A 23168-nucleotide genomic window follows, 5' to 3' on the forward strand; every position below is an offset into this window, starting at 1 on the left:
GATATAAATACCGGATGGGTGTCAATAATGGAGAAAGGATAATAGTAGTGAAAAATAAGAGCAGGTAAACGGAAAAAAGAAATGTTTTTATTATCTATAAATGAGACTTATCTTTTAACAAAATAGAAAGGCTGTGAGATCACAGCCTTGGGTGTTTATTTTTCTGCAAGCTGCTCAATAAATGTCGAGAACACCGTGCTGTTGAGCGCTGAGCGGTTATAAATCATGTACACCTCCAGAGGCGGAAGCTCAAAAGGGGCCTCTAATTTTTTTAATCTCAGAATGTCTTTGTATTTTTCATACAGGGCTTCTGGCACATAGCCGAGTAAATGTGAGGCGCTGATCATGGCGATAATGGTGAATACAGAGTCGCAGCGAAAACCGATGTTTTTTTCGACGTGCAATTTTTCCGCCATCGACTGGTAGTTCTTCACGCCGGGTTCTTCACTGAGGAAGAGCGTAAACTTCTCCTCCTGAAGCTCCTCCATCGTCACAACGTCTTTCATGCGCGGATGATCCTGACTGCATACCAGCAGCATGGAATAGATTGCATAAGGGACACAGACCATTGAACGGTTGTTAACCGGCGCCACAGAGAAAATCAGGTCCGCTTTACGGTACGCCAGCAGGTCTTCGGCGGAATCCGCCGTCAGCAGCATATCGTGAAGTTCTATCTGATAATTATGATTTCTCATCAACAGCTTGAGTGGCGAAAGCAGATTTTCCGTCGTCAGGATCTGCGGGCTGTAGACGACGAAATTCTTCTGTAGAGAAGACGCATTCATGATGTTAATGGTCTGCTCAAGCTGGTTGAGGTTTTGCTCAAGATGGTGATGAAGATTAACCCCAACGGTCGTCGGCGTGATCCCTTTGCCTGAACGGATAAATAATGGATCGTTGAGCTGATTACGTAAACGCTGCAGCGACTGACTCACCGCCGACGGCGTAATGTAGAGCGTTTCCGCCGCCTTGCTGATGCTGAGGTGTTGGTAAATGCATTCGAAAATCACCAGCAGGTTAAGGTCGAATTTTTTAAGGTCGTAAAGGTTTGCCATTTTTCATCCTGAGTACGCGACGTTGCGTTATCACATAACTGATAACTATAGAACTAAGTTAACCATTTACCATCCATGAAAGTTAACTGACTTAATTAGTTATGAAAACCCACTTAATATATCACGAACGTAGATTAATGAAATGGAACTTCAATGATCATTAAGATATTTTTATCTTTAAAAGAGCACGTGATAGTGAATAAAAATAGTGTGATTTATATATCGACAAGGAATTATAACGTGCTTTTATTTTTCTCCCGGTGGTCATGACGGCTACGCGACAGCACCGTTTGGTAAAACCTATCGCAGCCATAGATACGATTGCCCCTTACGTCCATTGCCCTGCGTCAGCACGGATGGTGTAATCAGGGGGCTGTTACGACCTTGATACCAGGGTAAGTAGAGCGCAACGCAACGCCGGTAGTTTTACCGGCACTGAAAGTTCCTGTGGAAAGTTCAGGTATCAGGGCCGCCCACCAGGGCGGCCTTTTTACTTTCGGGCTTTTGTTTGTTTCACAACGTTGTCTTGTTCGGGTTGTTAGGTTTGGCTGATTGATTTGATAAAGCATACGCATTAGCCCCGATGAATAAAGTTGGTTACCTTACATCTCAACGAAAACACGGAGGAAGTACAGATGTCTTTGATTAACACTAAAATTAAACCTTTCAAAAACCAGGCGTTCAAAAACGGTGAGTTCATTGAGGTCACTGAGAAAGATACCGAAGGCCGCTGGAGCGTCTTCTTCTTCTATCCGGCTGACTTCACCTTCGTTTGCCCGACCGAACTGGGTGACGTGGCTGACCATTACGACGAACTGCAGAAGCTGGGCGTAGACGTTTACTCTGTGTCTACCGATACCCACTTCACCCACAAAGCATGGCACGGCAGCTCTGAAACCATCGCGAAAATCAAATACGCGATGATCGGTGACCCGACTGGCGCCCTGACCCGTAACTTCGAAAATATGCGTGAAGATGAAGGCCTGGCAGACCGCGCGACCTTCGTTGTTGACCCGCAGGGCATTATCCAGGCTATCGAAGTTACCGCTGAAGGTATCGGCCGTGACGCATCTGACCTGCTGCGTAAAGTGAAAGCGGCTCAGTACGTGGCTTCTCACCCAGGCGAAGTGTGCCCGGCGAAATGGAAAGAAGGCGAAGCGACTCTGGCTCCATCTTTAGACCTGGTCGGCAAGATCTAAGTCTGTTAAGCCTGGCGGCGCTGCGCTTGCACAGGCCTACAGTATCGTAGGCCGGGTAAACGAAGTGTCACCCGGCAATCAATGGGCGCCCCCCGCGCCCATTTCATTCCAGCACCATGATGCAAGTTGCATTCAGGCCGCCCGTAAAAGGCAGCTTGCATGATGACGTTTTAAGAGAGGGAAGAACAATGCTCGACACAAACATGAAAACCCAGCTCAAGGCCTACCTTGAGAAACTGACCAAACCCGTTGAGCTGATTGCCACGCTGGACGACAGCGCGAAATCGGCAGAGATCAAGGAACTGCTGGCTGAAATCGCAGAGCTGTCACCGAAAGTGACGTTCAAGGAAGATAACGCGCTGGCCGTTCGTAAGCCTTCTTTCCTGATTACTAACCCAGGCTCTGACCAGGGGCCGCGCTTTGCCGGTTCTCCGCTGGGGCATGAATTTACCTCGCTGGTGCTGGCGCTGCTGTGGACCGGCGGTCATCCATCGAAAGAGGCCCAGGCGCTGCTGGAGCAGATCCGCGATATCGACGGCGATTTTGAGTTTGAAACCTATTATTCACTCTCCTGCCACAACTGCCCGGACGTGGTGCAGGCGCTGAACCTGATGTCTGTCCTGAACCCGCGCATTAAGCATACGGCGATTGACGGCGGTACGTTCCAGAATGAAATTACCGATCGTAACGTGATGGGCGTGCCGGCGGTCTACATGAACGGTCAGGAGTTCGGCCAGGGCCGTATGACGCTGACCGAAATCGTTGCCAAAGTGGATACCGGTGCTGAAAAACGTGCGGCGGAAGAGCTGAACAAGCGCGATGCCTACGATGTGCTGATCGTCGGTTCCGGCCCGGCGGGTGCGGCGGCGGCGGTGTACTCCGCGCGTAAAGGTATCCGTACCGGTCTGATGGGCGAACGCTTTGGTGGCCAGGTGCTCGATACCGTGGACATCGAAAACTACATCTCCGTGCCAAAAACGGAAGGTCAAAAACTGGCAGGCGCACTGAAAGCGCACGTCAGCGACTACGACGTGGACGTGATCGACAGCCAGAGCGCCAGCAAGCTGGTTCCGGCAGCGGTCGAGGGTGGTTTACACCAGATTGAAACCGCGTCCGGCGCGGTGCTGAAAGCACGCAGCATCATCATTGCCACCGGTGCAAAATGGCGCAACATGAACGTGCCGGGTGAAGATCAGTATCGCACTAAAGGCGTAACCTACTGCCCGCACTGCGACGGCCCGCTGTTCAAAGGCAAGCGCGTGGCGGTGATCGGCGGCGGTAACTCCGGCGTGGAAGCGGCTATCGACCTGGCGGGTATCGTTGAACACGTGACCCTGCTGGAATTTGCGCCAGAGATGAAGGCCGATCAGGTGCTGCAGGATAAAGTTCGCAGCCTGAAAAACGTCGACATCGTGCTGAACGCGCAGACCACGGAAGTGAAGGGCGACGGCAGCAAAGTGACCGGTCTTGAATACCGCGACCGCGTGAGCGGCGACGTGCACAGCGTTCAGCTTTCGGGGATCTTCGTGCAGATTGGTCTGCTGCCAAACACCACCTGGCTGGAAGGCGCGATTGAGCGCAACCGCATGGGCGAGATCATCATCGATGCGAAATGCGAAACCAGCGTGAAGGGCGTGTTTGCGGCGGGCGACTGCACCACCGTGCCGTACAAACAGATCATCATTGCCACTGGCGAAGGTGCGAAGGCGTCTCTGAGTTCGTTTGACTACCTGATTCGCACCAAAACCGCATAATAAAAGAAAGTAAGACGACACCTGCAATAGCAAGAGGCCACCGAAAGGTGGCCTCTGTTTTTTTACCGAACGACCATCACCGGAATGTGGGTGTGGCGGATCACGCTGGAGGCATTCGATCCCAGCAGGTGAGTGGTGATCGACGGATTACGTGAGCCAATCACCACCACGTCGGCTTTTAACTCACCCGCCAGTTCGTTTACGGCGTCGCGCACGTTGCCAAAACGCACGTGGGTTTTAATGCGCGACGGGTCAATGCTGAAGTGCTCAACCATGGTTTGCAGCCGCGTTTCCGCTTCGTGCTGCAGGTGCTCTTCGAAGCGACGCACGTCGGCGGCAAAACGATGCAGACTCAGGCTGGCCGAACCCGGTAATACATGAAGAAGATGAATAATGCCGTCCTGCTGCGCAAGGAACTCCGCGTGGCGAACAGCCTTGTCGCTCAACTCCATCTCAAAAACATCAACCGGCATAATGATTGTCTGGTACATACCCGTTACTCCTTGTTTATAAACGCTGAAATCATTCAAACATAAAATATTATCGGTTTCTGTAACCGCTACAGCACTTTTGTATTCCGCCAGGATAAATCTCAAAACGCCCGGATTTCAGGGCTGACCTTCAGAGGACGCTACCCTTTTAGAAGCTTACTCACATCCTTTCGGAGGTCGCATGAAAGCACTCACATACCACGGTCCACACCATGTTCGCGTTGATAATGTTCCCGATCCCGTCATTGAACAACCTGACGATATCATCCTGCGCGTCACGGCGACGGCGATCTGTGGATCCGATCTGCACCTCTACCGCGGTAAGATCCCGAAGGTCGAGCATGGCGACATTTTTGGTCATGAGTTTATGGGTGAAGTGGTCGAAACCGGCAGGGATGTGAAGAACTTGCAGAAGGGCGAGCGGGTCGTGATCCCCTTCGTGATTGCCTGTGGCGACTGCTTTTTTTGCCGTCTGCAACAGTATGCGGCCTGCGAGAAAACCAACGCCGGGCAGGGCGCGGCGCTGAACAAAAAGCAAATTCCTGCCCCTGCCGCACTGTTTGGTTATAGCCACCTATACGGCGGGGTGCCGGGAGGACAGGCGGAATACGTTCGCGTGCCGAAAGGCAATGTCGGACCGTTCAAGGTGCCGCAACTGTTGTCAGATGACAAAGCGCTGTTCCTCTCAGATATTTTGCCTACAGCCTGGCAGGCCGCAAAAAACGCGCAGATTGCAAAAGGCTCGAGCGTGGCCGTTTTCGGCGCGGGGCCAGTCGGTTTGCTGACCATCGCCTGCGCAAGGCTGTTAGGGGCTGAACAGATCTTTGTCATTGACCATCATCCGTACCGGCTGCAGTTTGCTCAGGAACGTTACGGTGCCATTCCCATTAACTTTGACGATGATAACGACGCGGCGGAAAAAATCATCGAGCAGACGGCGGGGCAGCGCGGCGTGGATGCGGTGATTGACGCGGTCGGGTTTGAAGCCAAGGGCAGCACCACGGAAACCCTCCTCAGTAATCTCAAGATTGAAGGAAGCAGCGGCAAAGCGCTACGCCAGTGTATCGCGGCCGTACGACGCGGCGGGGTGGTGAGCGTGCCGGGCGTCTATGCCGGGTTTATTCATGGGTTCTTATTTGGCGACGCATTTGATAAAGGGATCAGCTTTAAGATGGGGCAGACGCACGTTCATGCCTGGCTGGGCGAATTGCTGCCGCTGATTGAAAAAGGGCTGCTGACGCCGGAGGAGATCGTCACGCATTATTTGCCTCTGGCCGACGCTGAACGTGCGTACAAGATTTTTGAGAAACGGGAAGAGGCATGTCGCAAAGTCATTCTGGTCCCCGGCGCGGAAAGCCCCGAGGCGGCAGAGCAGCAGGTTAAGGGGCTGGTTAACGCTTTTCCAGGCGGGGTAGTGTGAGCGTAGTCGTTTACCAGTGACGCTCAAGATAAAGCACGGCCATGACGATAATCGCCATAAAAATGAGAAAAATAAGTGTGATAGCCAGTATCTCACTCATAACCGTCCCCGCGGCAACAAAACAGATTAAGCGTGGATTAAGGTGTTTTTGAGCGCTATAGGACAATCGGGTGAAATGACGAAAAGAGGATGCAAGTGCATCCTCTTTGCAAGGCAGGAAGCGCGGGATTAACGAAGGTAATCGCCTGCGGCTTCTGGCTGGTAGAGCAGCTCAAGCACTTCCAGATGCGTCGACGCGCCACCCGGTAGTTCCCAGTGAATGGTATCACCTGTGCGCAACCCAAGCAGGGCCGCACCCACAGGTGCCAGTACGGAAAGCTGTGTGCTGCTGTCGGTCATTTGCGTCGGATAGACCAGCGTGCGGGTCAACTCTTCGCCCGTCGTCAGGTTACGAAATTTCACCTGGCTGTTCATGGTAACCACATCCTGAGGCATGGTCTCAGGCGTGCACATCTGCGCCCGGTCAAGCTCCTCGTTCAGCGCATCGGCTACCGGGAGAGAAGCGAATTCGGGTTTCTCCAGAAGACGGTCAATACGTTCTGCGTCGAGCTCATTAATGATAATTGTGGGTCTGGACATTTTTTACTCCATGTCGTTAATACTGCGTGTAACGCAGAAACCAATCCAAAAGAAAACCCTCGCCGTCTGGCAGCGAGGGTTTAACTCTCCCGATGATACTGGCTGAGCGTGCAAGTTTGAAGTGATGAAGGTCACATTCATGGCCCATATGAATTTTCGCTGAAATTTATTCAGTCTTCATTTCGGGCGGAATACGTTACGCTGAGTGTCCTGAACCTGGGCGTTGCGCCCCCCAACGAGAGAGAACTATGTACTTCTACCAACCGTCTCAGGGTCACGGCCTGCCGCACGATCCGCTGAACGCCATTATTGGCCCGCGCCCGATTGGCTGGATCTCGTCCTGCGACACGAACGGCCTGCTTAACCTCGCGCCGTATAGCTTCTTTAACTGTTTCAACTATCGGCCACCGATCATTGGTTTTTCCAGCAACGGCTGGAAAGACAGCGTGCGCAATATTCGCGAAACGGGCGAGTTTGTCTGGAACCTGGCCACGCGCGATCTGGCTGCTGCGATGAACAAAACCTCGGCCATGCTCCCCCATGATGAAGATGAGTTTACCTTTGCCGGACTCACGCCCGTCGCCAGCCAGCTGGTGAAAGCGCCGCGCGTGGCAGAAAGCCCGGTGAATTTTGAGTGCCGCCTGTCGCAGTGCATCCAGCTGACCGGCGCAGACGGTACGCCAGTGGACACCTGGCTGGTATTGGGAGAAGTAGTCGGTATTCATATTGCTGACACGCTGCTTGAAGAGGGGATTTATCAGACCGCAAAAGCGCAGCCCATCCTGCGTGCGGGTGGGCCGACGGCGTATTACGGCATCAGCGATGAACACCGGTTCGATATGGTGCGTCCGGGCGCGGGTCAATAACCTGCTTTATCAATAACGAACTGTTTGCCGCAGTTGCCGGGATGCGGTTGCGGCGCAAAAGAGGCCGACGAGAGAGGGGCATTAATGGTGTCGGCTTTCAGGGAGATCTGCATCTCGGTCAGATAAGCCGGATTGCCGTTACAGGTAAGCTTAATGGCTTTGACGTTCTGTTTGCCCCAGCTTTTCGCGACGGCATTATCAAAGTCACGGCGGCTGACGGTCTTGCCGTAGTTATCCGCCAGAAATTTACCGACTGCGCTGGTTTTAACATCCTGATTTAAACGCACCATGGTGCCGAAGTAAGCGTCGGGATCAAAACCAAAGCAGACGCCATGTTTGGCATATTCGTAACGTTCCAGGCAGGAGTTCCCGCCCGCGCCGGGCATCACGCTGTTAAGCTTTGCGGCGCCTGAAAGTGACAGCCCGGTTTCTGCGGCAGAACATTTACGGCTTGCTTTTGCTTCAGGCATGTTCGGGACGGGGCGGGTGGCGCAGCCAAAGCGCATCCAGCGGCGTTCATCTACCCCGCGTGACGCGATGGATTTTGGCAGGCCAGGCCATAAGCCGTGCACGGTCAGGAAATCAGTTTTGCTGGCGCTCTCTTTTTGCAGGCGACATTCATCGGGTTCATTGCGATTGCGTTCGACCATGCTCTGACAGAATCCGGTTTGCCAGGAGAGCGCCAGAACGTAGCGATCGAAATCGCCATATTGCGTTGCCTTGAGGGGTTCTGCTTGTGCGGAGAGGACACAAAGGGCAAGCGCCATAGCGCCAGATGGGATAGCAATATCCTTACTGAACATTTGATTTCCTGATCGATTGAGTGCAATTAATTTCTGGAAATTATTAAAGCACAAAAAGCGCCCGCAGGCGCTTTTTGGTTATCAGGAATTTCGCTTAGGCGGCGCCGGGAACCAGCACTTCAGTGGCGATGATTACAATGATCAGGCCAACCAGCACGGGTACTGACGTCCGTTTCACTACCTCAAACGGCGAGATTTTTGCCATACCGGCGACGGCAACCACCACACCCGATACCGGAGAGATGGTACGGCCCAGGTTTGAGGCCTGAAGCATCGGGATGGAAAGGTAAGCCGGGTTAATGCCAGAGGAGTGAGCCAGTTTCGGGATCATCTCTACGAAGGCATAAAACGGTGCGTTACCGGAACCCGTGGTCATTGCCGCCAGCATGGTGAGGATCACCAGGACCAGCATCAGGATAATGCTGGCAGAGCCGAACGAGGTGGCTATGGAGATCAGGCTCTGAATAAAGCCGATGGTGCTGAGACCCTGGGCAAACACGCCCGCGGCAACCAGCAGCATCACGACGCCAGCAAACGCATCCGCCATCCCGCGATAGGCCACTTCCAGTCCTGAGAACACCTTCTGCGTGTTGAAGCCGCGCACAAATTCCAGCAAGGCAGCCAGCAGCATACAGATCACCAGAATGGTGATGATGTGCAGCTGTGGGCCCCATTTGCCGTCAAAAATCAGTACTCCGATAATCGGGGTGAACGGCAGAATGGCGTAAAACGCGGGCGCAGTGGTGGTGATTTCACTCACGTCCAGCATTTCATGGCTAATGTTCTCTTTCTTATCCAGATAGCGCTGCCAGAAGAAGTGGGCGATGCCCATACCCACGATGGCAACAATGGAGATGGGCAGCGTGGTCTTAAAGGCGAAATCGATGAGTGACATCTCCGCCGCCTTTGCCGCCAGCACAACGTCGCCGGAGGTTGGGGAGAGAATAATGGCTGCCGGAGAGGCACAAATTGCCGCGGCCGCGCCACGGCTGATACCGACGTTGACCATAACCGGGAACAGCGTTGCCATTAACAGTACGCCAAGGCCGGTTGCTGACGACACCGCAAGGGACATCAGGCAGGCGAGGAAATAGGCCGCGACCATGAGCAAATAGGGGGAGTTGATGTACTGCAGTGGTTTCGACGCCAGTTTGACCACCATATCGTTTGCGCCGATATGGGTCATATAGGCGGCAAAACCGCACAGCATCATAATCATCATGCCCAGGTCGCCACCGCGGCTCATGAGCAGAATTTTTATATATTCAACAATGTCGGTGGCCGTGTAGCCGGTGCTGGCTGCGCTGGCAGGTAACACCTGATGACCCATTAGCGCGCTAACAATCAGCAGGGTTAAGCCGCCGACAAATAACACGCCTGTGGCTGAGTACCCTTTAATGATGTAGCGGGCTACACCAACAATGACGACGACTCCGATAAGGAGTTCGATAAACGTAAGCATGATTTCCCCTGTCTCCTTGCTACCCGAAAGCACAAATAATCAATAAAAAAGAAGGATGAGAATGTGCCGAATTATTGCTCAGTCCTTGCTGATTAAAATCAATAAAAAGACTACTAAAGAAGGCATTGACGCTATTTTTGCCATCACTCCGGCATTTATGTCATATGGGTATTGACCGCCGGATACACCATTATATGTCATTTAGCGCACGGCAGGTGGGGAACGTGCGGGGCGCTGAAGCCTGTCTCTTCTGTGCACCTGGCAGCCTTTTGCCATAAGCCATATGATGCGTGTGGTTCAAAATCCTTTTTTCTTCTCCGGGTATATGATTATTTTGGCACAACGTATAAATATCTTTCACATGCTATGTGAATTTAAAAAGGCTTTGTGGGTTGCATTGAAAGTTATATTTTATTGTGAAAATTCATTGTCTTTAAAAATAGCGTCGTTGGCCTTCAGGTTTTGTTGTTGAATATAGTAGTGATGAAGTAGAAGTGCTACGAATATGTACCAAGGTGAGAACGGATGGCGGGCTTGCTGACGAGTGCTGAGGGCGGCGGCAGAGCCCGCCAGGGCTTGAGTGCATCTTCTCATCCTTTTTCTAAGAATATTCTCGGATTTAGGGCCATTAATTAGGAATAACGCTGATGTTGTTAAGGATTCATTCAACTATTCTATGGTAAAATTTGCCTCGAATACTAAGAATGGTAATTGCATTGTGATGGTACGTAATAAATTTTTCCTGATTTTGTTGTTTATTTTTGGGCAGTTAACTTTCTCTTCTGTCGCCAGGGCAGAGGATAACGCGGCGGATAAAGGTTGGTTCTCAACGTTTACGGATAACGTCGCGCAAACCTGGAAGGAGCCAGAACATTACGATCTCTATATTCCGGCGATAACGTGGCATGCACGTTTTGCCTATGACAAAGAAAAAACGGACCGCTACAACGAACGTCCCTGGGGAGCGGGTTTTGGTCAGTCCCGTTGGGACGACAAAGGAAACTGGCACGGACTGTACCTGATGGCGTTTAAGGACTCCTACAACAAGTGGGAGCCGATTGGCGGTTACGGTTGGGAGAAAACGTGGCGTCCTTTAGCGGATGAGAACTTCCATCTTGGCCTGGGCTACACGGCAGGCTTTACGGCGCGTGATAACTGGAAGTACATTCCGGTCCCGGTCTTGCTGCCGTTGGCATCCATTGGCTATGGTCCCGCGACGTTCCAGATGACCTACATCCCGGGAACCTATAACAACGGAAACGTTTACTTTGCCTGGATGCGTTTTCAGTTTTAACTGACAAAACGTAACAAACTGGCGAAAAAATGCACTCCTGTTGAATCGTAAAGGATAAAAATCCGTCAACGAAAATTAACGCGACTTTTGTCACTTTTTAGCAAAGATCCGCTGGACAAAAGGTTCCACAATTGATGTACTGATACCCGACACAGCATTTGTGTCGTTTTTTAATGTAAAGGTAATTTTGATGTCTAAGATTAAAGGTAACGTTAAGTGGTTTAATGAGTCCAAAGGATTCGGTTTCATTACTCCTGAAGATGGCAGCAAAGATGTGTTCGTACACTTCTCTGCAATCCAGTCTAATGGTTTCAAAACCCTGGCTGAAGGTCAGCGTGTTGAGTTTGAAATCACTAACGGTGCCAAAGGCCCTTCTGCTGCTAACGTAATCGCTCTGTAATTCAGACGCGTCAGCAAGAATTTCAAAACCCGCTCTTTGAGCGGGTTTTTTTCGTTCTGAATCAACCCATCAGATACATTTTCAGGAAGCTGGCGACGATTGCCACGCTCAGCAAAACCATTCCTGCGCTCATCAACTGTTCTTTCATACTGTCACCCTCGCTCCGTATTACGTCCAGAGTGGCAGAGAAAAATTAAGCCAACATTAACGTCGGGCGATTAATGCGCGCTGGCGGAAGAAAAGAGCCAAAATGCGATCCCGGTCATCGCAAATGAACCGAGCATATTGATGGCGATGTTCGTTAATGCCCAGCCAATGCGACCTTCCTGAAACAGGAACACCACTTCAGCAGAGAAGGTGGAGAACGTCGTTAAACCGCCACAGAAGCCGGTGGTAATCAATACCTTCCACACCGGGTCGATATGTGTCATGCGGTTAAACCAGGCTAGCCCCATACCGATAATAAAGGCACCAATCAGGTTTGCTGCCAGGGTTCCCATGGGAATGGCCTGATGAAGAGGGTTAAACCGCATACTCAAAAACCACCGCGCAACGCTACCCGTGCCTCCACCAATAAAAACGGCTATAAGTAGTTGTAACACTGTCAATACCTGCTATTGGATGTGTAAGTACGTCGAGTGTAACGCTGTTTTTTACCGGGGGACAAATATGTATGTTGCAGTAGGGCAGTTTGCGGTAACGCCGGACTGGAATGAGAATGCGGGAACATGCGTCTCCCTGATGGCTCAGGCGCGACAGAAAGGGGCGTCCTTGCTGGTGCTTCCCGAAGCGCTGCTGGCACGGGATGATAACGATCCTGATATGTCGGTTAAGTCGGCGCAGTCGCTGGACGGGGCGTTTTTACAGCAGCTGCTGGCAGAGAGCGCTGGCAATCTCATGACGACCATTTTTACGGTGCATGTACCTTCTGCGCCGGGCCGGGCAGTGAATACGCTTGTGGCTATCCGTGGCGGCGAGATTATTGCACGCTACGCTAAGCTTCATCTCTATGATGCGTTCAACATTCAGGAGTCACGACTTGTCGATCCCGGCGACAGCGTTCCACCCCTGCTGGAGGTCGATGGATTTAACGTGGGATTAATGACCTGCTACGATCTGCGTTTTCCAGAAATGGCACTGAATCTGGCTTTACAGGGTGCCGACGTCCTGGTATTGCCAGCGGCCTGGGTTAAAGGGCCCTTAAAAGAGCACCACTGGGCGACGCTGTTGGCCGCAAGGGCGCTTGATACCACCTGTTACGTGGTCGCTTCAGGAGAGTGTGGGAATAAGAATATTGGACAGAGCAGGGTTATCGATCCCTTGGGCGTGACCATCGCCTCAGCAGCCGAAGCGCCAGCGCTTTTGCTAACGGAGATACTATCAGAGCGAATTGCGCTTGCACGTCGGCAGTTACCCGTTCTTCGCAATCGACGGTTTGCGCCACCGCAATTATTGTGATGTTTTTTTCAACAATGCTTGATTCACCTTGTTACAGATTGCTATTGTGTGCGCGCGTCAAATGTCCGTTAATACGATCGGGTTTTTGGCGCTTAATGCAGCCTGTTTTATGTAAAGAAGGTATCTATGGGTGAGATTAGTATTACCAAACTGCTGGTGGTTGCCGCACTGGTCGTCCTGCTGTTTGGTACCAAGAAGTTACGCACGTTGGGTGGAGACCTGGGTGCTGCCATTAAAGGCTTTAAGAAAGCGATGAATGACGATGACGCGGCCGCGAAGAAAAGCGCCGAAGATAGTGTTCCTGCAGAGAAGCTTTCGCACAAAGAGTAATGGCAATCCTGCAAGGCTTGCATAAAAAAACCGGCTCATGAGGCCGGTTTTTTTGTGTTTCTGTAAAAAGATATTACAGGTTTATTTTACTTCTTCGCCTTTCGCCTGCATATCGGCGTGGTAGGATGAGCGAACAAACGGGCCACACGCTGCATGGGTAAAGCCCATCGCCATGGCTTCGGCTTTCATCTCGTCGAACTCATCAGGGCTAACATAGCGCTGTACCGGCAGATGGTGACGGCTTGGCTGCAGATACTGCCCCAGCGTCAGCATAGTAACACCGTGGCGGCGCAGATCGCGCATCACTTCGATGATTTCTGCATTGGTTTCACCGAGACCCACCATCAGACCGGACTTGGTTGGAATATGCGGATGCGCTTCTTTAAAACGCTCCAGCAACTTCAGAGACCAGTTGTAGTCTGCGCCTGGACGCACCTGACGGTAAATACGTGGCACGTTTTCCAGGTTGTGGTTGAATACGTCTGGTGGGGTGGCGGTCAGGATATCCAGCGCGCGGTCCATACGTCCACGGAAATCGGGAACCAGCGTCTCAATCTTGATGCTTGGGCTTTTCTCACGGATGGCAGTAATGCAGTCGGCAAAGTGCTGTGCACCACCATCACGCAGGTCATCACGGTCAACTGAGGTGATAACGACATAACGCAACGCCATGTCGGCGATGGTTTGCGCCAGTTTCTGCGGCTCGTTCACATCTGGCGCAACAGGGCGGCCATGAGCAACGTCGCAGAACGGGCAGCGGCGGGTACAGATAGCACCCAAAATCATAAATGTCGCGGTACCGTGATTGAAACATTCAGCAAGGTTAGGGCAGGAGGCTTCTTCACACACGGAGTGAAGGCCATTTTTGCGCATCGCCGCTTTGATCCCCTGGATACGCGAAGAGTCCGCCGGCAGTTTGATTTTCATCCACTCCGGTTTTCTTAACAGCGCTTCGCGCTCTGTAGCCACGTTTTTAACCGGGATAAGGGCCATTTTATCGGCATCGCGGTATTTAACACCGCGTTCCATCACAATGGGTTTACTCATAGCGTGCGTGTTCCAGTTGCGAATATCGAAGGAAAGCGTTTCAATTCAAGGGAATGTTGTATTTATCAACTATTTTTGAACGAACGACAGGCAGTATATCATTGAAACGGTCGGTAAAGCAGCCTGCCAGGTCGCCAATTTGTAAAATAGTTGTTGTTTTGTGCGTTTTGCCCCGCATACAGCAGGGGCTTGTGCTGCCAGGCGGGTTCAGAAGGCCTGGCGGATAACGTTGATGACGTTTTCCAGTACCGGATCGCGCAGGCTTAGCTTGTTGTAATGCAGCGAAATTTCAAGCGTTTCGTCATTTAACTGATCGAGCGGAATGCTCTCCAGCGGCCAGCATTTGCGCAGCAGGTTAAAGAGGCGCAGAGGCATTACGCACAGCATGTCGCTACTGCCAATGAGGGATGCAACGGTAAACATATTGTAACTGCTGAAGCTCACCTGGCGCTCCGGGAAGAGTTCATCAATGCGCTGCCGTAGCGGGTTGGATCCCTGGCCTTCTGCCATAAAAGAGGAATGCTCGTAGGCACGCAGGTTTTCAAGCGTCAAAGGCGCATTGAATGCGGGATGATGCTGACGGCATACCAGGATCAGGCTGTCGGCGTACAGGACATGCTGGCCTAAAGCCCTTGCACTGAAATTATTGCTGTCAATGATCAGGTCGGTCTGGAACTGCGCCAGCTGGGTTTCAGGATCATTCACGGTGACGTTGCGGATCAACAGCTGCGGCGCATGTTGCTTTATTGTCTTGTAGATAGCAGGCATCACCAGCACGCCCAATGATGGAGAGGTGCCAATAGTGATGGTTCTGTGTTTATCGTAGCTACCCGTGAGGTCCAGCGCGCCGAGAATCGATTCCAGTCCCTGGCTAATGTATTCATGCAGATGTGTGGCATAAGCCGTAGGGGTTACGCCCTGGCCCTTACGTATAAATAACGGATCCGGGAAAATAGCGCGCAGCTTTTGAATTGACTGGCTAATTGCTGAGGGAGTCAGATTAAGAATTTTCGCAGCGTTAACGATACCCTTATGGACATAAACTGCCTCAAAAATAGTCAACAAGTTGAGATCAATATTACGTAAAGTCCGAAAAATTTGTGGCTTATCTTCACCGCCGGGTTCATTCAGGCGTTTGGCTGGTAAATTAGTAGACTCCACGCTTTCACTCCGTATCCATTCACAATATGAATGATAGTTGAATTTATTTATTATGCTTGCAGAGATTCGTAAAGTGTTTCACTTGTTTAACGAAAACAGACAGTTGGGTGATTGTCACGCAAGTAATATGAGATCCGCAGGCGGCACTATCAAATTGATGAATAATATGTATCGCTAATATGCGGGCGCTTCGAAAATATAGAATCTGCTGATTGTTGTAAAGCGTAAATGCGGGAAATAGCCGTGGCCCGTCAAATAATCGAGCCACTAGCAAGAATATATTAAGCAGGGATATATTTGTGAGGAGGATTGTTAAGCAGTGCTAAAAAGTTCTTCAAAAGGACAGGACGAATTATTTCCGGGGTGGCGGTGGCTACCCACTGGCACATTTGCGTCATCTCCATACCCGCATAGCCGCACGGATTGATGCGCAGGAAGGGGGCGAGATCCATATTGATATTGAGCGCCAGCCCATGGAAGGAACAGCCTTTACGAATGCGCAGACCCAGCGAACAGATCTTCATCTCTCCCACATATACGCCCGGCGCATCCGCACGCGGATGGGCATCAATGCCGTATTCTGCGAGGGTGTTTACGACGGTTTGCTCCAGCAGGGTGACAAGTTCACGGACACCCAACTTTCTGCGCTTCAGGTTGAGCAACACGTACATCACCTGCTGACCCGGACCATGATAGGTCACCTGCCCGCCACGATCGCTTTGGATCACCGGGATATCGCCCGTCATCAACAGATGTTCGGCTTTTCCTGCCTGCCCCTGGGTAAACACAGGAAGGTGTTCAACTAACCAGATTTCATCGGGTGTGGTTTCATCGCGTGAATCAGTGAAGTCATGCATAGCCTGGGAGACAGGCTCGTAAGGTTGAAGCCCGAGATGGCGGACAAGAATGTTATCCTGGTACAAAACGACGTCTCCGAAGACGGGGAGAAAAGGGTGCGGAAAGTATATCACAGCAGGGAGAGGGGTTACCCGGCAAACCGGGTAACCGCAGAGGGACTACAGCACCATACGAACGATTTCGATATTGCCGAGTTCTTCGTACAGCGTCTCAACCTGCTCAATGTGTGTCGCAGTGATGGTAATAGAAACCGAGTGGTAGTTGCCCTTGCTGCTTGGTTTTACTGACGGAGAGTAGTCACCCGGCGCATGGCGCTGTACCACTTCAACCACCTGATCAACCAGCTCAGGCTTCGCCAGACCCATTACTTTGTAAGTAAATGAGGTAGGGAATTCAAGCAGTTCGTTAAGTTTGGTTTTCATGTCAGCTCCGGCGTAACGTCAAAAAATAATAACTCCCACGTCGGGTGGGAGTTATCAGGATACTTAGTATATGGGGATCAAAATCACACTTTCAAGTGTTCAGTTTTTAGCCAAACCAGTGGTGGAACATCAATTTGATGTAATCAATGATTTTGCTGAAGAAATTGCCTTCAGGAATTTCATCCAGCACCACGAGCGGACGCTGATCGATGGTTTTGCCGTCAAGCTGGAAGTTGATGGTGCCCACAACCTGGTTCTTCTGCAGCGGGGCGTGCAGTTCGGTGGTGTTGAGCACGTAGCTCGCTTTCAGATCTTTCATGCGGCCACGAGGAATGGTCAGATACAGATCTTTATCCACACCCAGGGAAGCACGGTCATTATCACCGAACCAGACTGGCTCTGAGGCGAACTCTTTACCCGCTTTCAGCGGATTGACGGTTTCGAAGAAACGGAAGCCCCAGGTCAGCAGTTTTTTGCTTTCGGTTTCACGGCCTTTGAAGGTGCGACCGCCCATCACGGCGGAAATCAGGCGCATCTGGCCTTCAGTCGCAGAGGCCACCAGGTTGTAACCCGCTTTATCGGTATGGCCAGTCTTGATGCCGTCAACGTTCAGGCTGTTATCCCACAGCAGGCCGTTACGGTTGGTCTGACGGATACCGTTGAAGGTGAACTCTTTTTCTTTATAGATGGTGTATTCGTTCGGGACATCACGGATCAGCGCCTGGCCAATCAGGGCCATGTCACGTGCGGAGCTGTACTGACCGTCTGCGTCCAGGCCGTGTACGGTCTGGAAGTGACTGTTTTTCAGACCCAGTGCGGAAACATAGCTGTTCATCAGGCCAACAAACGCGTCCTGGCTGCCTGCTGCGAAATCTGCCATGGCGACGCAGGCGTCGTTACCAGACTGCAGGTTGATACCGCGGATCAGCTGGGAGACGGGAACCTGCATGCCAGGTTTCAGGAACATCAACGATGATCCTTTGAACACCGGGTTACCGGTCGCCCAGGCATCGTTACCGATGGTGACCAGGTCGGTTTCTTTGAATTTACCTGCCTTCATGGCCTGGCCGATAACGTAGCTGGTCATCATTTTAGTCAGGCTGGCCGGATCGCGACGGGCATCGGCATTCTGTTCTGCCAGAACTTTGCCAGAGTTGTAATCGATCAGGATGTAGGATTCCGCGTCGATTTGCGGAACGCCAGGGATCATGGTCTTGATGTTCAGGTCATCCGCGTGAGCTGCAGAGAGAGCAGCTGCGCAAAGGGCCGCGGTCAGCGCCATGCGCTGCACAAAACGAGCAGAAAAAGTGGTCTTCATGGTCAGAACTACGACATCCGTGATGGAATTAAAAAAAGTGCCTTACTATAGCAAATGCTATACAGGCAGGCATCCGACTTTCATCATGAGATTGTGAATGTGTTTTACACAAATTGACATTTCGGATACCGCCGATTCATTACTTCGCAACAGTGATAAATGACTGGAGCTGCGCTTCACTTTGCAAACGCTGTTGCAGGGAAGCTGCCTGAGATTTGCTGGCAAACGGCCCCATCTGAATACGCCAGACTGCACCGTTTTGCTCAACGCGGCCCGGCACGCTGAACTGCTGGCTTAAGCGCTGCTGATACTGTTGTGCACGTGCCCGATCGCTGACGGCGCCGACCTGAACCACGTAGCTGCCGCTTGCGGCCGCAGGGGAGGGAGTACTTTGCGTGGTCGCTGGTGCGGTCACGGGAGCAGGTTGCGTGACTGGGGCTGCGACAACCGGGGCTGGCGTGGGTTCACTGCCTTCAAGAACGCCAGAGGATAAGGTTGTCGGCGCTCCAAGGAAACCGCTGCTTTTCACCGGGGCACCGGTACTGTCATCGCTTTGTAACGTATCGTTACTGATGGCGCGGACTTCGCCCTGTGGTTGAGCTGGCTCTGCAGGGGTAGACGCGCCTCCCATTCCGCCACTCAGATCAGGGCGAGCCGGCAGGGCATAGGTTTGTTTTGCGACAGTCGTACAGGCGGTGCCTGGACCTGAAAGGGTACCATCCTGCGCGACGATAATCGGATCGATACGCACTTTGGTGTTGTTCGAGGTGTTCAGACGGTCAGCCGCTGCGCGGGACAGCGAGATGACGCGGTCATTCCCGTATGGGCCACGGTCGTTGATACGCACGACGATCATACGGCCGTTCGCCAGGTTGGTGACGCGAGCATAGCTTGGGATCGGCAGCGTAGGATGCGCCGCCGTGATTTGCATCGGATCGAAGGTTTCGCCTGATGCGGTCAGGTTACTACCCGGCTCGGCATCATAAATGGCGGCAAAGCCAGCCTGGCTGAAACGGGAAGGATCCTGAACAATTTTGAAGCTTTTGCCGTCGCGCTGATAATCCTGATTCGCCGTTGCGTTCAGCGGTTCATAAATCGGATCGGCACCGCTAATTTCAACAATCGGGCCGTTACAGACCGCAGGCTGCGGCGGCGCGACGGTTGCCTGTTGCTGACCATCATCACTCGTGCAGGCTGCAAGTAAACTTGCTGCGATGCAGATCCCCAGCCACTGCTTACGCATTGCGATCCCCTTATTTTTATACGCTTTTGGACAACATTTTTCTGTGGGTATGGATCGACATGACGATACCAAACCCGGCCATCAACACGATCAGTGCCGAGCCCCCGTAACTCACCAGCGGCAGCGGTACGCCTACAACCGGCAGAATACCACTTACCATACCAATATTTACGAAGACATAAACGAATAAAATCAACATCAATCCGCCTGCCATCACGCGACCAAAGGTGGTTTGCGCTCGTGCGGCAATCCACAAACCTCGCATGATCAGCAGCACGTAGAGCGCCAGCAGAATTAAGATGCCAACCAGCCCTAACTCTTCCGCCAGCACGGCAAAGATAAAGTCGGTGTGGCGTTCCGGTAAGAATTCCAGCTGCGACTGTGTACCGTGCAGCCAGCCTTTCCCGCGCAGGCCACCGGAGCCAATCGCAATCTTCGACTGAATAATATGATAGCCCGCACCCAGCGGATCGGTTTCCGGATCGAGGAGCATCATCACGCGCTGGCGCTGGTAATCATGCATCAGGAAGAACCAGAGGATGGGGATAAAGGCGGCAACCAGCACCACCGCGATACCGATCAGACGCCAGCTCAGGCCTGACAGGAACAGGACAAACAGGCCGGACAGTGCGATAAGAATCGAGGTGCCGAGGTCAGGCTGTGCTGCAACCAGCAAGGTCGGCAGGAAAATCAGCACCAGCGCGATCGCGGTATTTTTTAGCGAAGGCGGGCAGACGTCGCGGTTAATAAATCGGGCGACCATCAGCGGTACGGCAATTTTCGCGATTTCCGACGGCTGGAAGCGGACGATCCCCAGATCCAGCCAGCGCTGTGCGCCCTTGGATATCGCACCAAAGGCATCAACCGCAACAAGCAGGATGATACAGAAAATATAGAGGTAGGGCGCCCAGCCTTCGTACACGCGGGGTGGGATCTGCGCCATCACCACCATGATGACCAGGCCCATCGCGATTTGGCCAATTTTGCGCTCCATCATGCCGATGTCCTGACCGCTGGCGCTCCAGATAACCAGGGCGCTGTATACCAGCAAAGCCAGCAGAATCAATAGCATGGCAGGGTCAATGTGGATCTTGTCCCACAGCGATTTTTTATTCGGATTATCCGTCATGATTATTGGTCCTCCGCCGCAGCGGCTGCCGGGTTTTCTGCCGGCAGTTCGGTGTTGTTATCACCCAGCATAATGTGGTCGAGGATTTGACGCATGATGGTACCTACAGCCGGACCTGCACCGCCGTTTTCGAGAATCATCGCCACTGCAACCTGCGGGTTATCATAAGGGGCAAACGCCGTCATGAGCTTGTGGTCACGCAGACGTTCAGCAATTTTGTGCGCGTTATAGGTTTCGTTTGCCTTCAGGCCGAAGACCTGCGCGGTACCCGATTTAGCGGCCACTTTGTAGGGTGCGCCAGCGAAGTACTTATGCGCCGTCCCGTTTGGACGGTTTGCCACGCCGTACATACCGTCTTTGGCGATTTCCCAGAAGCCGGAATGGATATCGCCCACTGGTGCCTCATGCGGCTGGATCCACGGGACTTTCTTGCCATTCTCAACCGTACTTTGCAGCAGATGCGGAACCTTCACCACGCCGTCGTTGATGAGGATCATCATCGCTTTGTTCATCTGCAGCGGGGTGGCTGTCCAGTAACCCTGGCCGATCCCGACCGGAATGGTATCACCCTGGTACCACGGCTTCTTAAAGCGCTTCAGTTTCCATTCGCGGGTGGGCATATTGCCAGAACGTTCTTCCGCAAGATCGATGCCGGTGTAGTGTCCGTAGCCGAATTTACTCATCCACGTCGACAGACGATCAATACCCATGTCATAGGCGACCTGGTAGAAGAAGGTATCCGCAGACTCTTCCAGTGATTTGGTCACGTTCAGATGACCGTGACCCCATTTCTTCCAGTCGCGGTAACGTTTTTCAGAGCCTGGTAGCTGCCACCAGCCGGGGTCAAACAGGCTGGTATTGCGATTGATCACGCCCGCACTCAGTGCAGAAACCGCAACGTAAGGTTTTACCGTTGACGCAGGCGGGTAAACACCCTGTGTCGCACGGTTCACCAGCGGGGTGTTTGGATCGTTAAGCAGACCGGAATAATCTTTGCTGGAGATACCGTCCACGAAGAGGTTAGGGTCGTAGCTCGGCATGGAGACCATGGCCAGAATCCCACCGGTGCGCGGGTCGGTGACGATAACGGCGGCACGGCTGCCTGCCAGCAGGGTTTCGATATACTGCTGCAGCTTAAGGTCGAGTGTCAGATACACATCATGACCCGCCTGCGGCGGTACCTCTTTCAGCTGGCGGATCACGCGGCCACGGTTGTTAACTTCAACCTCTTCATAACCGGTTTCGCCATGCAGCACATCTTCATAATAACGCTCAATCCCCAGCTTACCGATATCATGCGTTGCGGCGTAGTTGGCCAGCTTGCCGTCTTTATCAAGGCGGTCAACGTCTTTATCGTTAATCTTGGAAACGTAGCCAATCACGTGCGTCAGCGCAGAGCCGTAGGGATAGTAACGGCGCTTATAGCCTTTCACTTCCACGCCGGGGAATCGATACTGGTTCACGGCAAAACGGGCCACCTGCACTTCTGTCAGGTTGGTTTTGACCGGAATAGACGTGAAGCGGTGAGAGCGGGAGCGCTCTTTTTTAAAGGCGGCGATATCGTCATCGTTGAGATCGACCACGCTTCTCAGCGCGTTCAGCGTATCCTGCACGTTGTCGACCTTTTCCGGCATCATCTCTATTTGATAGATGGTGCGGTTTAAGGCCAGCGGCGTGCCGTTACGGTCGTAGATAATGCCGCGGCTTGGCGCGATCGGCACCAGCTTGATGCGGTTCTCGTTTGAACGCGTCTGGTAGTCGGTAAAGCGGACAATTTGCAGATTATAGAGGTTGGCGATCAGCACGCCGGTCAGCAGCAAAATCCCCGTAAAGGCGACCAGCGCCCGGCGCACAAACAGCGCGGACTCAGCCGTATAGTCGCGAAAAGAATTCTGTAGTTTCATCCGCTGCTTAATCTACCCTGGTCAGTCATTACTCGCGGTGGTAGGGGTGGTTGGTAGTAATGCTCCACGCGCGGTACAGGCTTTCTGCCACCAGCACCCTAACAAGCGGGTGGGGGAGCGTCAGCGCGGAGAGAGACCAACTTTGTTCTGCTGCCGCTTTGCAGGCGGGGGATAACCCTTCAGGTCCGCCAATCAACAGACTGACATCACGACCATCCTGCTTCCAGCGCTCCAGTTCGTGCGCCAGCTGCGGCGTATCCCAGGGTTTACCTGGAATATCGAGGGTAACGATGCGGTTTTTGCCTGCGGCAGCCAGCATCAGTTCGCCCTCTTTATCGAGAATACGTTTGATATCCGCGTTCTTGCCGCGCTTACCGGCAGGAATTTCCACCAGTTCGAACGGCATATCTTTTGGAAAACGACGCAGATACTCAGTAAAACCGGTTTGTACCCAGTCCGGCATTTTGGTGCCGACAGCGACCAGCTGCAACTTCACGCATTAACCCCAGAGTTTTTCCAGCTCATACAGGCGACGACTCTCTTCCTGCATGACATGGACAATCACATCGCCGAGGTCAACAACCACCCAGTCGGCGGTCGCTTCACCTTCAACGCCAAGCGGTAACAGCCCTGCTGCACGTGATTCCTGAACGACGTGATCGGCAATCGAAACCACATGGCGAGTAGATGTACCGGTGCAGATAATCATGCAGTCGGTGATGCTGGATTTACCTTTAACGTCGATAGCGATGATGTCCTGACCTTTCAGGTCATCAATTTTGTCGATAACAAAATCCTGGAGTGCTTTACCCTGCAAGTTTTCCCCCTGGGTGAATGAGATTGTGTAACTATAAATTCGTAGCCAGACAGTATACCTGAACTGACGCCAGTGTCGGGACAAATGTCACCGGCCGG

General features: G+C 52.4%; 25 protein-coding genes. 8 read left to right on the plus strand and 17 right to left on the minus strand.

The genetic code is table 11. The annotated features are described in order from the left end of the window. Positions 1–155 precede the first annotated feature (155 nt). Positions 156–1055, minus strand: a complete 900-nt coding sequence (citR, locus tag ACTJJA_RS01895; RefSeq protein ID WP_440665903.1) for a DNA-binding transcriptional repressor CitR — start codon at positions 1053–1055, stop codon at positions 156–158. 635 nt (positions 1056–1690) lie between these two features. Here citR and ahpC point away from each other — a divergent pair. Both ahpC and ahpF read left to right on the plus strand, forming a co-directional pair. Next, positions 1691–2254: an alkyl hydroperoxide reductase subunit C gene (gene ahpC / locus ACTJJA_RS01900; protein ID WP_010428492.1), complete on the plus strand. Its 564-nt coding sequence runs from the start codon at positions 1691–1693 to the stop codon at positions 2252–2254. Between the two features lie 188 nt (positions 2255–2442). Continuing rightward, positions 2443–4008: an alkyl hydroperoxide reductase subunit F gene (ahpF, locus tag ACTJJA_RS01905; RefSeq protein WP_109081159.1), complete on the plus strand. Its 1566-nt coding sequence runs from the start codon at positions 2443–2445 to the stop codon at positions 4006–4008. Between the two features lie 62 nt (positions 4009–4070). On the opposite strand, the gene uspG is transcribed toward ahpF, so the two are convergent. After that, the gene (gene uspG / locus ACTJJA_RS01910) at positions 4071–4499 is read right to left on the minus strand and encodes a universal stress protein UspG (protein ID WP_440665905.1); all 429 of its coding nucleotides are present in this window, start codon (positions 4497–4499) and stop codon (positions 4071–4073) included. A gap of 181 nt (positions 4500–4680) precedes the next feature. Between uspG and ACTJJA_RS01915 the strand changes: the two genes are divergently transcribed. Then, entirely contained in the window at positions 4681–5919 is a 1239-nt protein-coding gene (locus tag ACTJJA_RS01915; protein WP_238459060.1) for a zinc-dependent alcohol dehydrogenase, read from the plus strand. A gap of 10 nt (positions 5920–5929) precedes the next feature. Here the strand turns inward: ACTJJA_RS01915 and yldA are convergent, their stop codons facing one another. Both yldA and rnk read right to left on the minus strand, forming a co-directional pair. After that, positions 5930–6019: a small membrane protein YldA gene (gene yldA, locus ACTJJA_RS01920; protein WP_272941838.1), complete on the minus strand. Its 90-nt coding sequence runs from the start codon at positions 6017–6019 to the stop codon at positions 5930–5932. Positions 6020–6147: 128 nt separating this feature from the next. Next, entirely contained in the window at positions 6148–6558 is a 411-nt protein-coding gene (rnk, locus tag ACTJJA_RS01925) for a nucleoside diphosphate kinase regulator (RefSeq protein ID WP_010428502.1), read from the minus strand. A 248-nt stretch (positions 6559–6806) separates the two neighbouring features. On the opposite strand from rnk, the gene ACTJJA_RS01930 reads away from it, so the two are divergent. Beyond that, positions 6807–7424, plus strand: a complete 618-nt coding sequence (locus ACTJJA_RS01930) for a flavin reductase family protein (RefSeq protein WP_440665909.1) — start codon at positions 6807–6809, stop codon at positions 7422–7424. On the opposite strand, the gene rna is transcribed toward ACTJJA_RS01930, so the two are convergent. Both rna and dcuC read right to left on the minus strand, forming a co-directional pair. Further along, positions 7418–8191, minus strand: coding sequence for a ribonuclease I (gene rna, locus ACTJJA_RS01935; RefSeq protein ID WP_371317572.1), 774 nt, complete (start codon positions 8189–8191; stop codon positions 7418–7420). The two genes, ACTJJA_RS01930 and rna, sit on opposite strands and share 7 nt — an antisense overlap. Before the next feature lie 130 nt (positions 8192–8321). Then, entirely contained in the window at positions 8322–9689 is a 1368-nt protein-coding gene (gene dcuC, locus ACTJJA_RS01940) for an anaerobic C4-dicarboxylate transporter DcuC (RefSeq protein ID WP_089598881.1), read from the minus strand. Positions 9690–10365: 676 nt separating this feature from the next. On the opposite strand from dcuC, the gene pagP reads away from it, so the two are divergent. Next, entirely contained in the window at positions 10366–10983 is a 618-nt protein-coding gene (gene pagP / locus ACTJJA_RS01945; RefSeq protein ID WP_440665911.1) for a lipid IV(A) palmitoyltransferase PagP, read from the plus strand. Positions 10984–11173: 190 nt separating this feature from the next. Then, positions 11174–11383: a transcription antiterminator/RNA stability regulator CspE gene (gene cspE / locus ACTJJA_RS01950; protein ID WP_002439184.1), complete on the plus strand. Its 210-nt coding sequence runs from the start codon at positions 11174–11176 to the stop codon at positions 11381–11383. Between the two features lie 218 nt (positions 11384–11601). On the opposite strand, the gene crcB is transcribed toward cspE, so the two are convergent. Further along, the gene (gene crcB, locus ACTJJA_RS01955) at positions 11602–11985 is read right to left on the minus strand and encodes a fluoride efflux transporter CrcB (RefSeq protein ID WP_100165302.1); all 384 of its coding nucleotides are present in this window, start codon (positions 11983–11985) and stop codon (positions 11602–11604) included. Between the two features lie 67 nt (positions 11986–12052). On the opposite strand from crcB, the gene ACTJJA_RS01960 reads away from it, so the two are divergent. Continuing rightward, complete coding sequence (locus ACTJJA_RS01960) at positions 12053–12841, plus strand: deaminated glutathione amidase (RefSeq protein ID WP_440665913.1); 789 nt, start codon at positions 12053–12055, stop codon at positions 12839–12841. Between the two features lie 126 nt (positions 12842–12967). Further along, positions 12968–13171, plus strand: a complete 204-nt coding sequence (tatE, locus tag ACTJJA_RS01965) for a twin-arginine translocase subunit TatE (protein WP_010428567.1) — start codon at positions 12968–12970, stop codon at positions 13169–13171. A gap of 81 nt (positions 13172–13252) precedes the next feature. On the opposite strand, the gene lipA is transcribed toward tatE, so the two are convergent. The 10 genes from lipA to rsfS form a co-directional block, all read right to left on the minus strand. Further along, the gene (lipA, locus tag ACTJJA_RS01970) at positions 13253–14218 is read right to left on the minus strand and encodes a lipoyl synthase (protein ID WP_010428570.1); all 966 of its coding nucleotides are present in this window, start codon (positions 14216–14218) and stop codon (positions 13253–13255) included. Positions 14219–14425: 207 nt separating this feature from the next. Continuing rightward, positions 14426–15379: a YbeF family transcriptional regulator gene (locus ACTJJA_RS01975; RefSeq protein WP_010428572.1), complete on the minus strand. Its 954-nt coding sequence runs from the start codon at positions 15377–15379 to the stop codon at positions 14426–14428. 281 nt (positions 15380–15660) lie between these two features. After that, positions 15661–16302, minus strand: a complete 642-nt coding sequence (gene lipB / locus ACTJJA_RS01980) for a lipoyl(octanoyl) transferase LipB (RefSeq protein ID WP_440665916.1) — start codon at positions 16300–16302, stop codon at positions 15661–15663. Between the two features lie 93 nt (positions 16303–16395). Continuing rightward, positions 16396–16659 (minus strand): DUF493 family protein YbeD, encoded by a 264-nt coding sequence (gene ybeD / locus ACTJJA_RS01985; RefSeq protein WP_006177135.1) that lies wholly within the window; start codon positions 16657–16659, stop codon positions 16396–16398. A gap of 106 nt (positions 16660–16765) precedes the next feature. Continuing rightward, positions 16766–17977 carry a D-alanyl-D-alanine carboxypeptidase DacA gene (gene dacA / locus ACTJJA_RS01990; protein ID WP_042715190.1) on the minus strand — a complete coding sequence of 404 codons (1212 nt, stop codon included), beginning with the start codon at positions 17975–17977 and terminating at the stop codon, positions 16766–16768. Between the two features lie 139 nt (positions 17978–18116). After that, positions 18117–19220: an endolytic peptidoglycan transglycosylase RlpA gene (gene rlpA, locus ACTJJA_RS01995; protein WP_440665918.1), complete on the minus strand. Its 1104-nt coding sequence runs from the start codon at positions 19218–19220 to the stop codon at positions 18117–18119. 16 nt (positions 19221–19236) lie between these two features. Continuing rightward, positions 19237–20349, minus strand: a complete 1113-nt coding sequence (mrdB, locus tag ACTJJA_RS02000) for a peptidoglycan glycosyltransferase MrdB (RefSeq protein ID WP_042715186.1) — start codon at positions 20347–20349, stop codon at positions 19237–19239. Between the two features lie 2 nt (positions 20350–20351). Further along, positions 20352–22253 carry a peptidoglycan DD-transpeptidase MrdA gene (gene mrdA, locus ACTJJA_RS02005; RefSeq protein WP_221550647.1) on the minus strand — a complete coding sequence of 634 codons (1902 nt, stop codon included), beginning with the start codon at positions 22251–22253 and terminating at the stop codon, positions 20352–20354. Positions 22254–22281: 28 nt separating this feature from the next. Beyond that, positions 22282–22749, minus strand: coding sequence for a 23S rRNA (pseudouridine(1915)-N(3))-methyltransferase RlmH (gene rlmH / locus ACTJJA_RS02010; protein WP_003858701.1), 468 nt, complete (start codon positions 22747–22749; stop codon positions 22282–22284). Positions 22750–22752: 3 nt separating this feature from the next. Beyond that, positions 22753–23070, minus strand: a complete 318-nt coding sequence (gene rsfS, locus ACTJJA_RS02015) for a ribosome silencing factor (RefSeq protein ID WP_003858696.1) — start codon at positions 23068–23070, stop codon at positions 22753–22755. Positions 23071–23168 lie beyond the last annotated feature (98 nt).

This window comes from Enterobacter sp. 22452, from assembly GCF_052045065.1.
GTDB classification, from domain to species: Bacteria; Pseudomonadota; Gammaproteobacteria; order Enterobacterales; family Enterobacteriaceae; genus Enterobacter; species Enterobacter mori.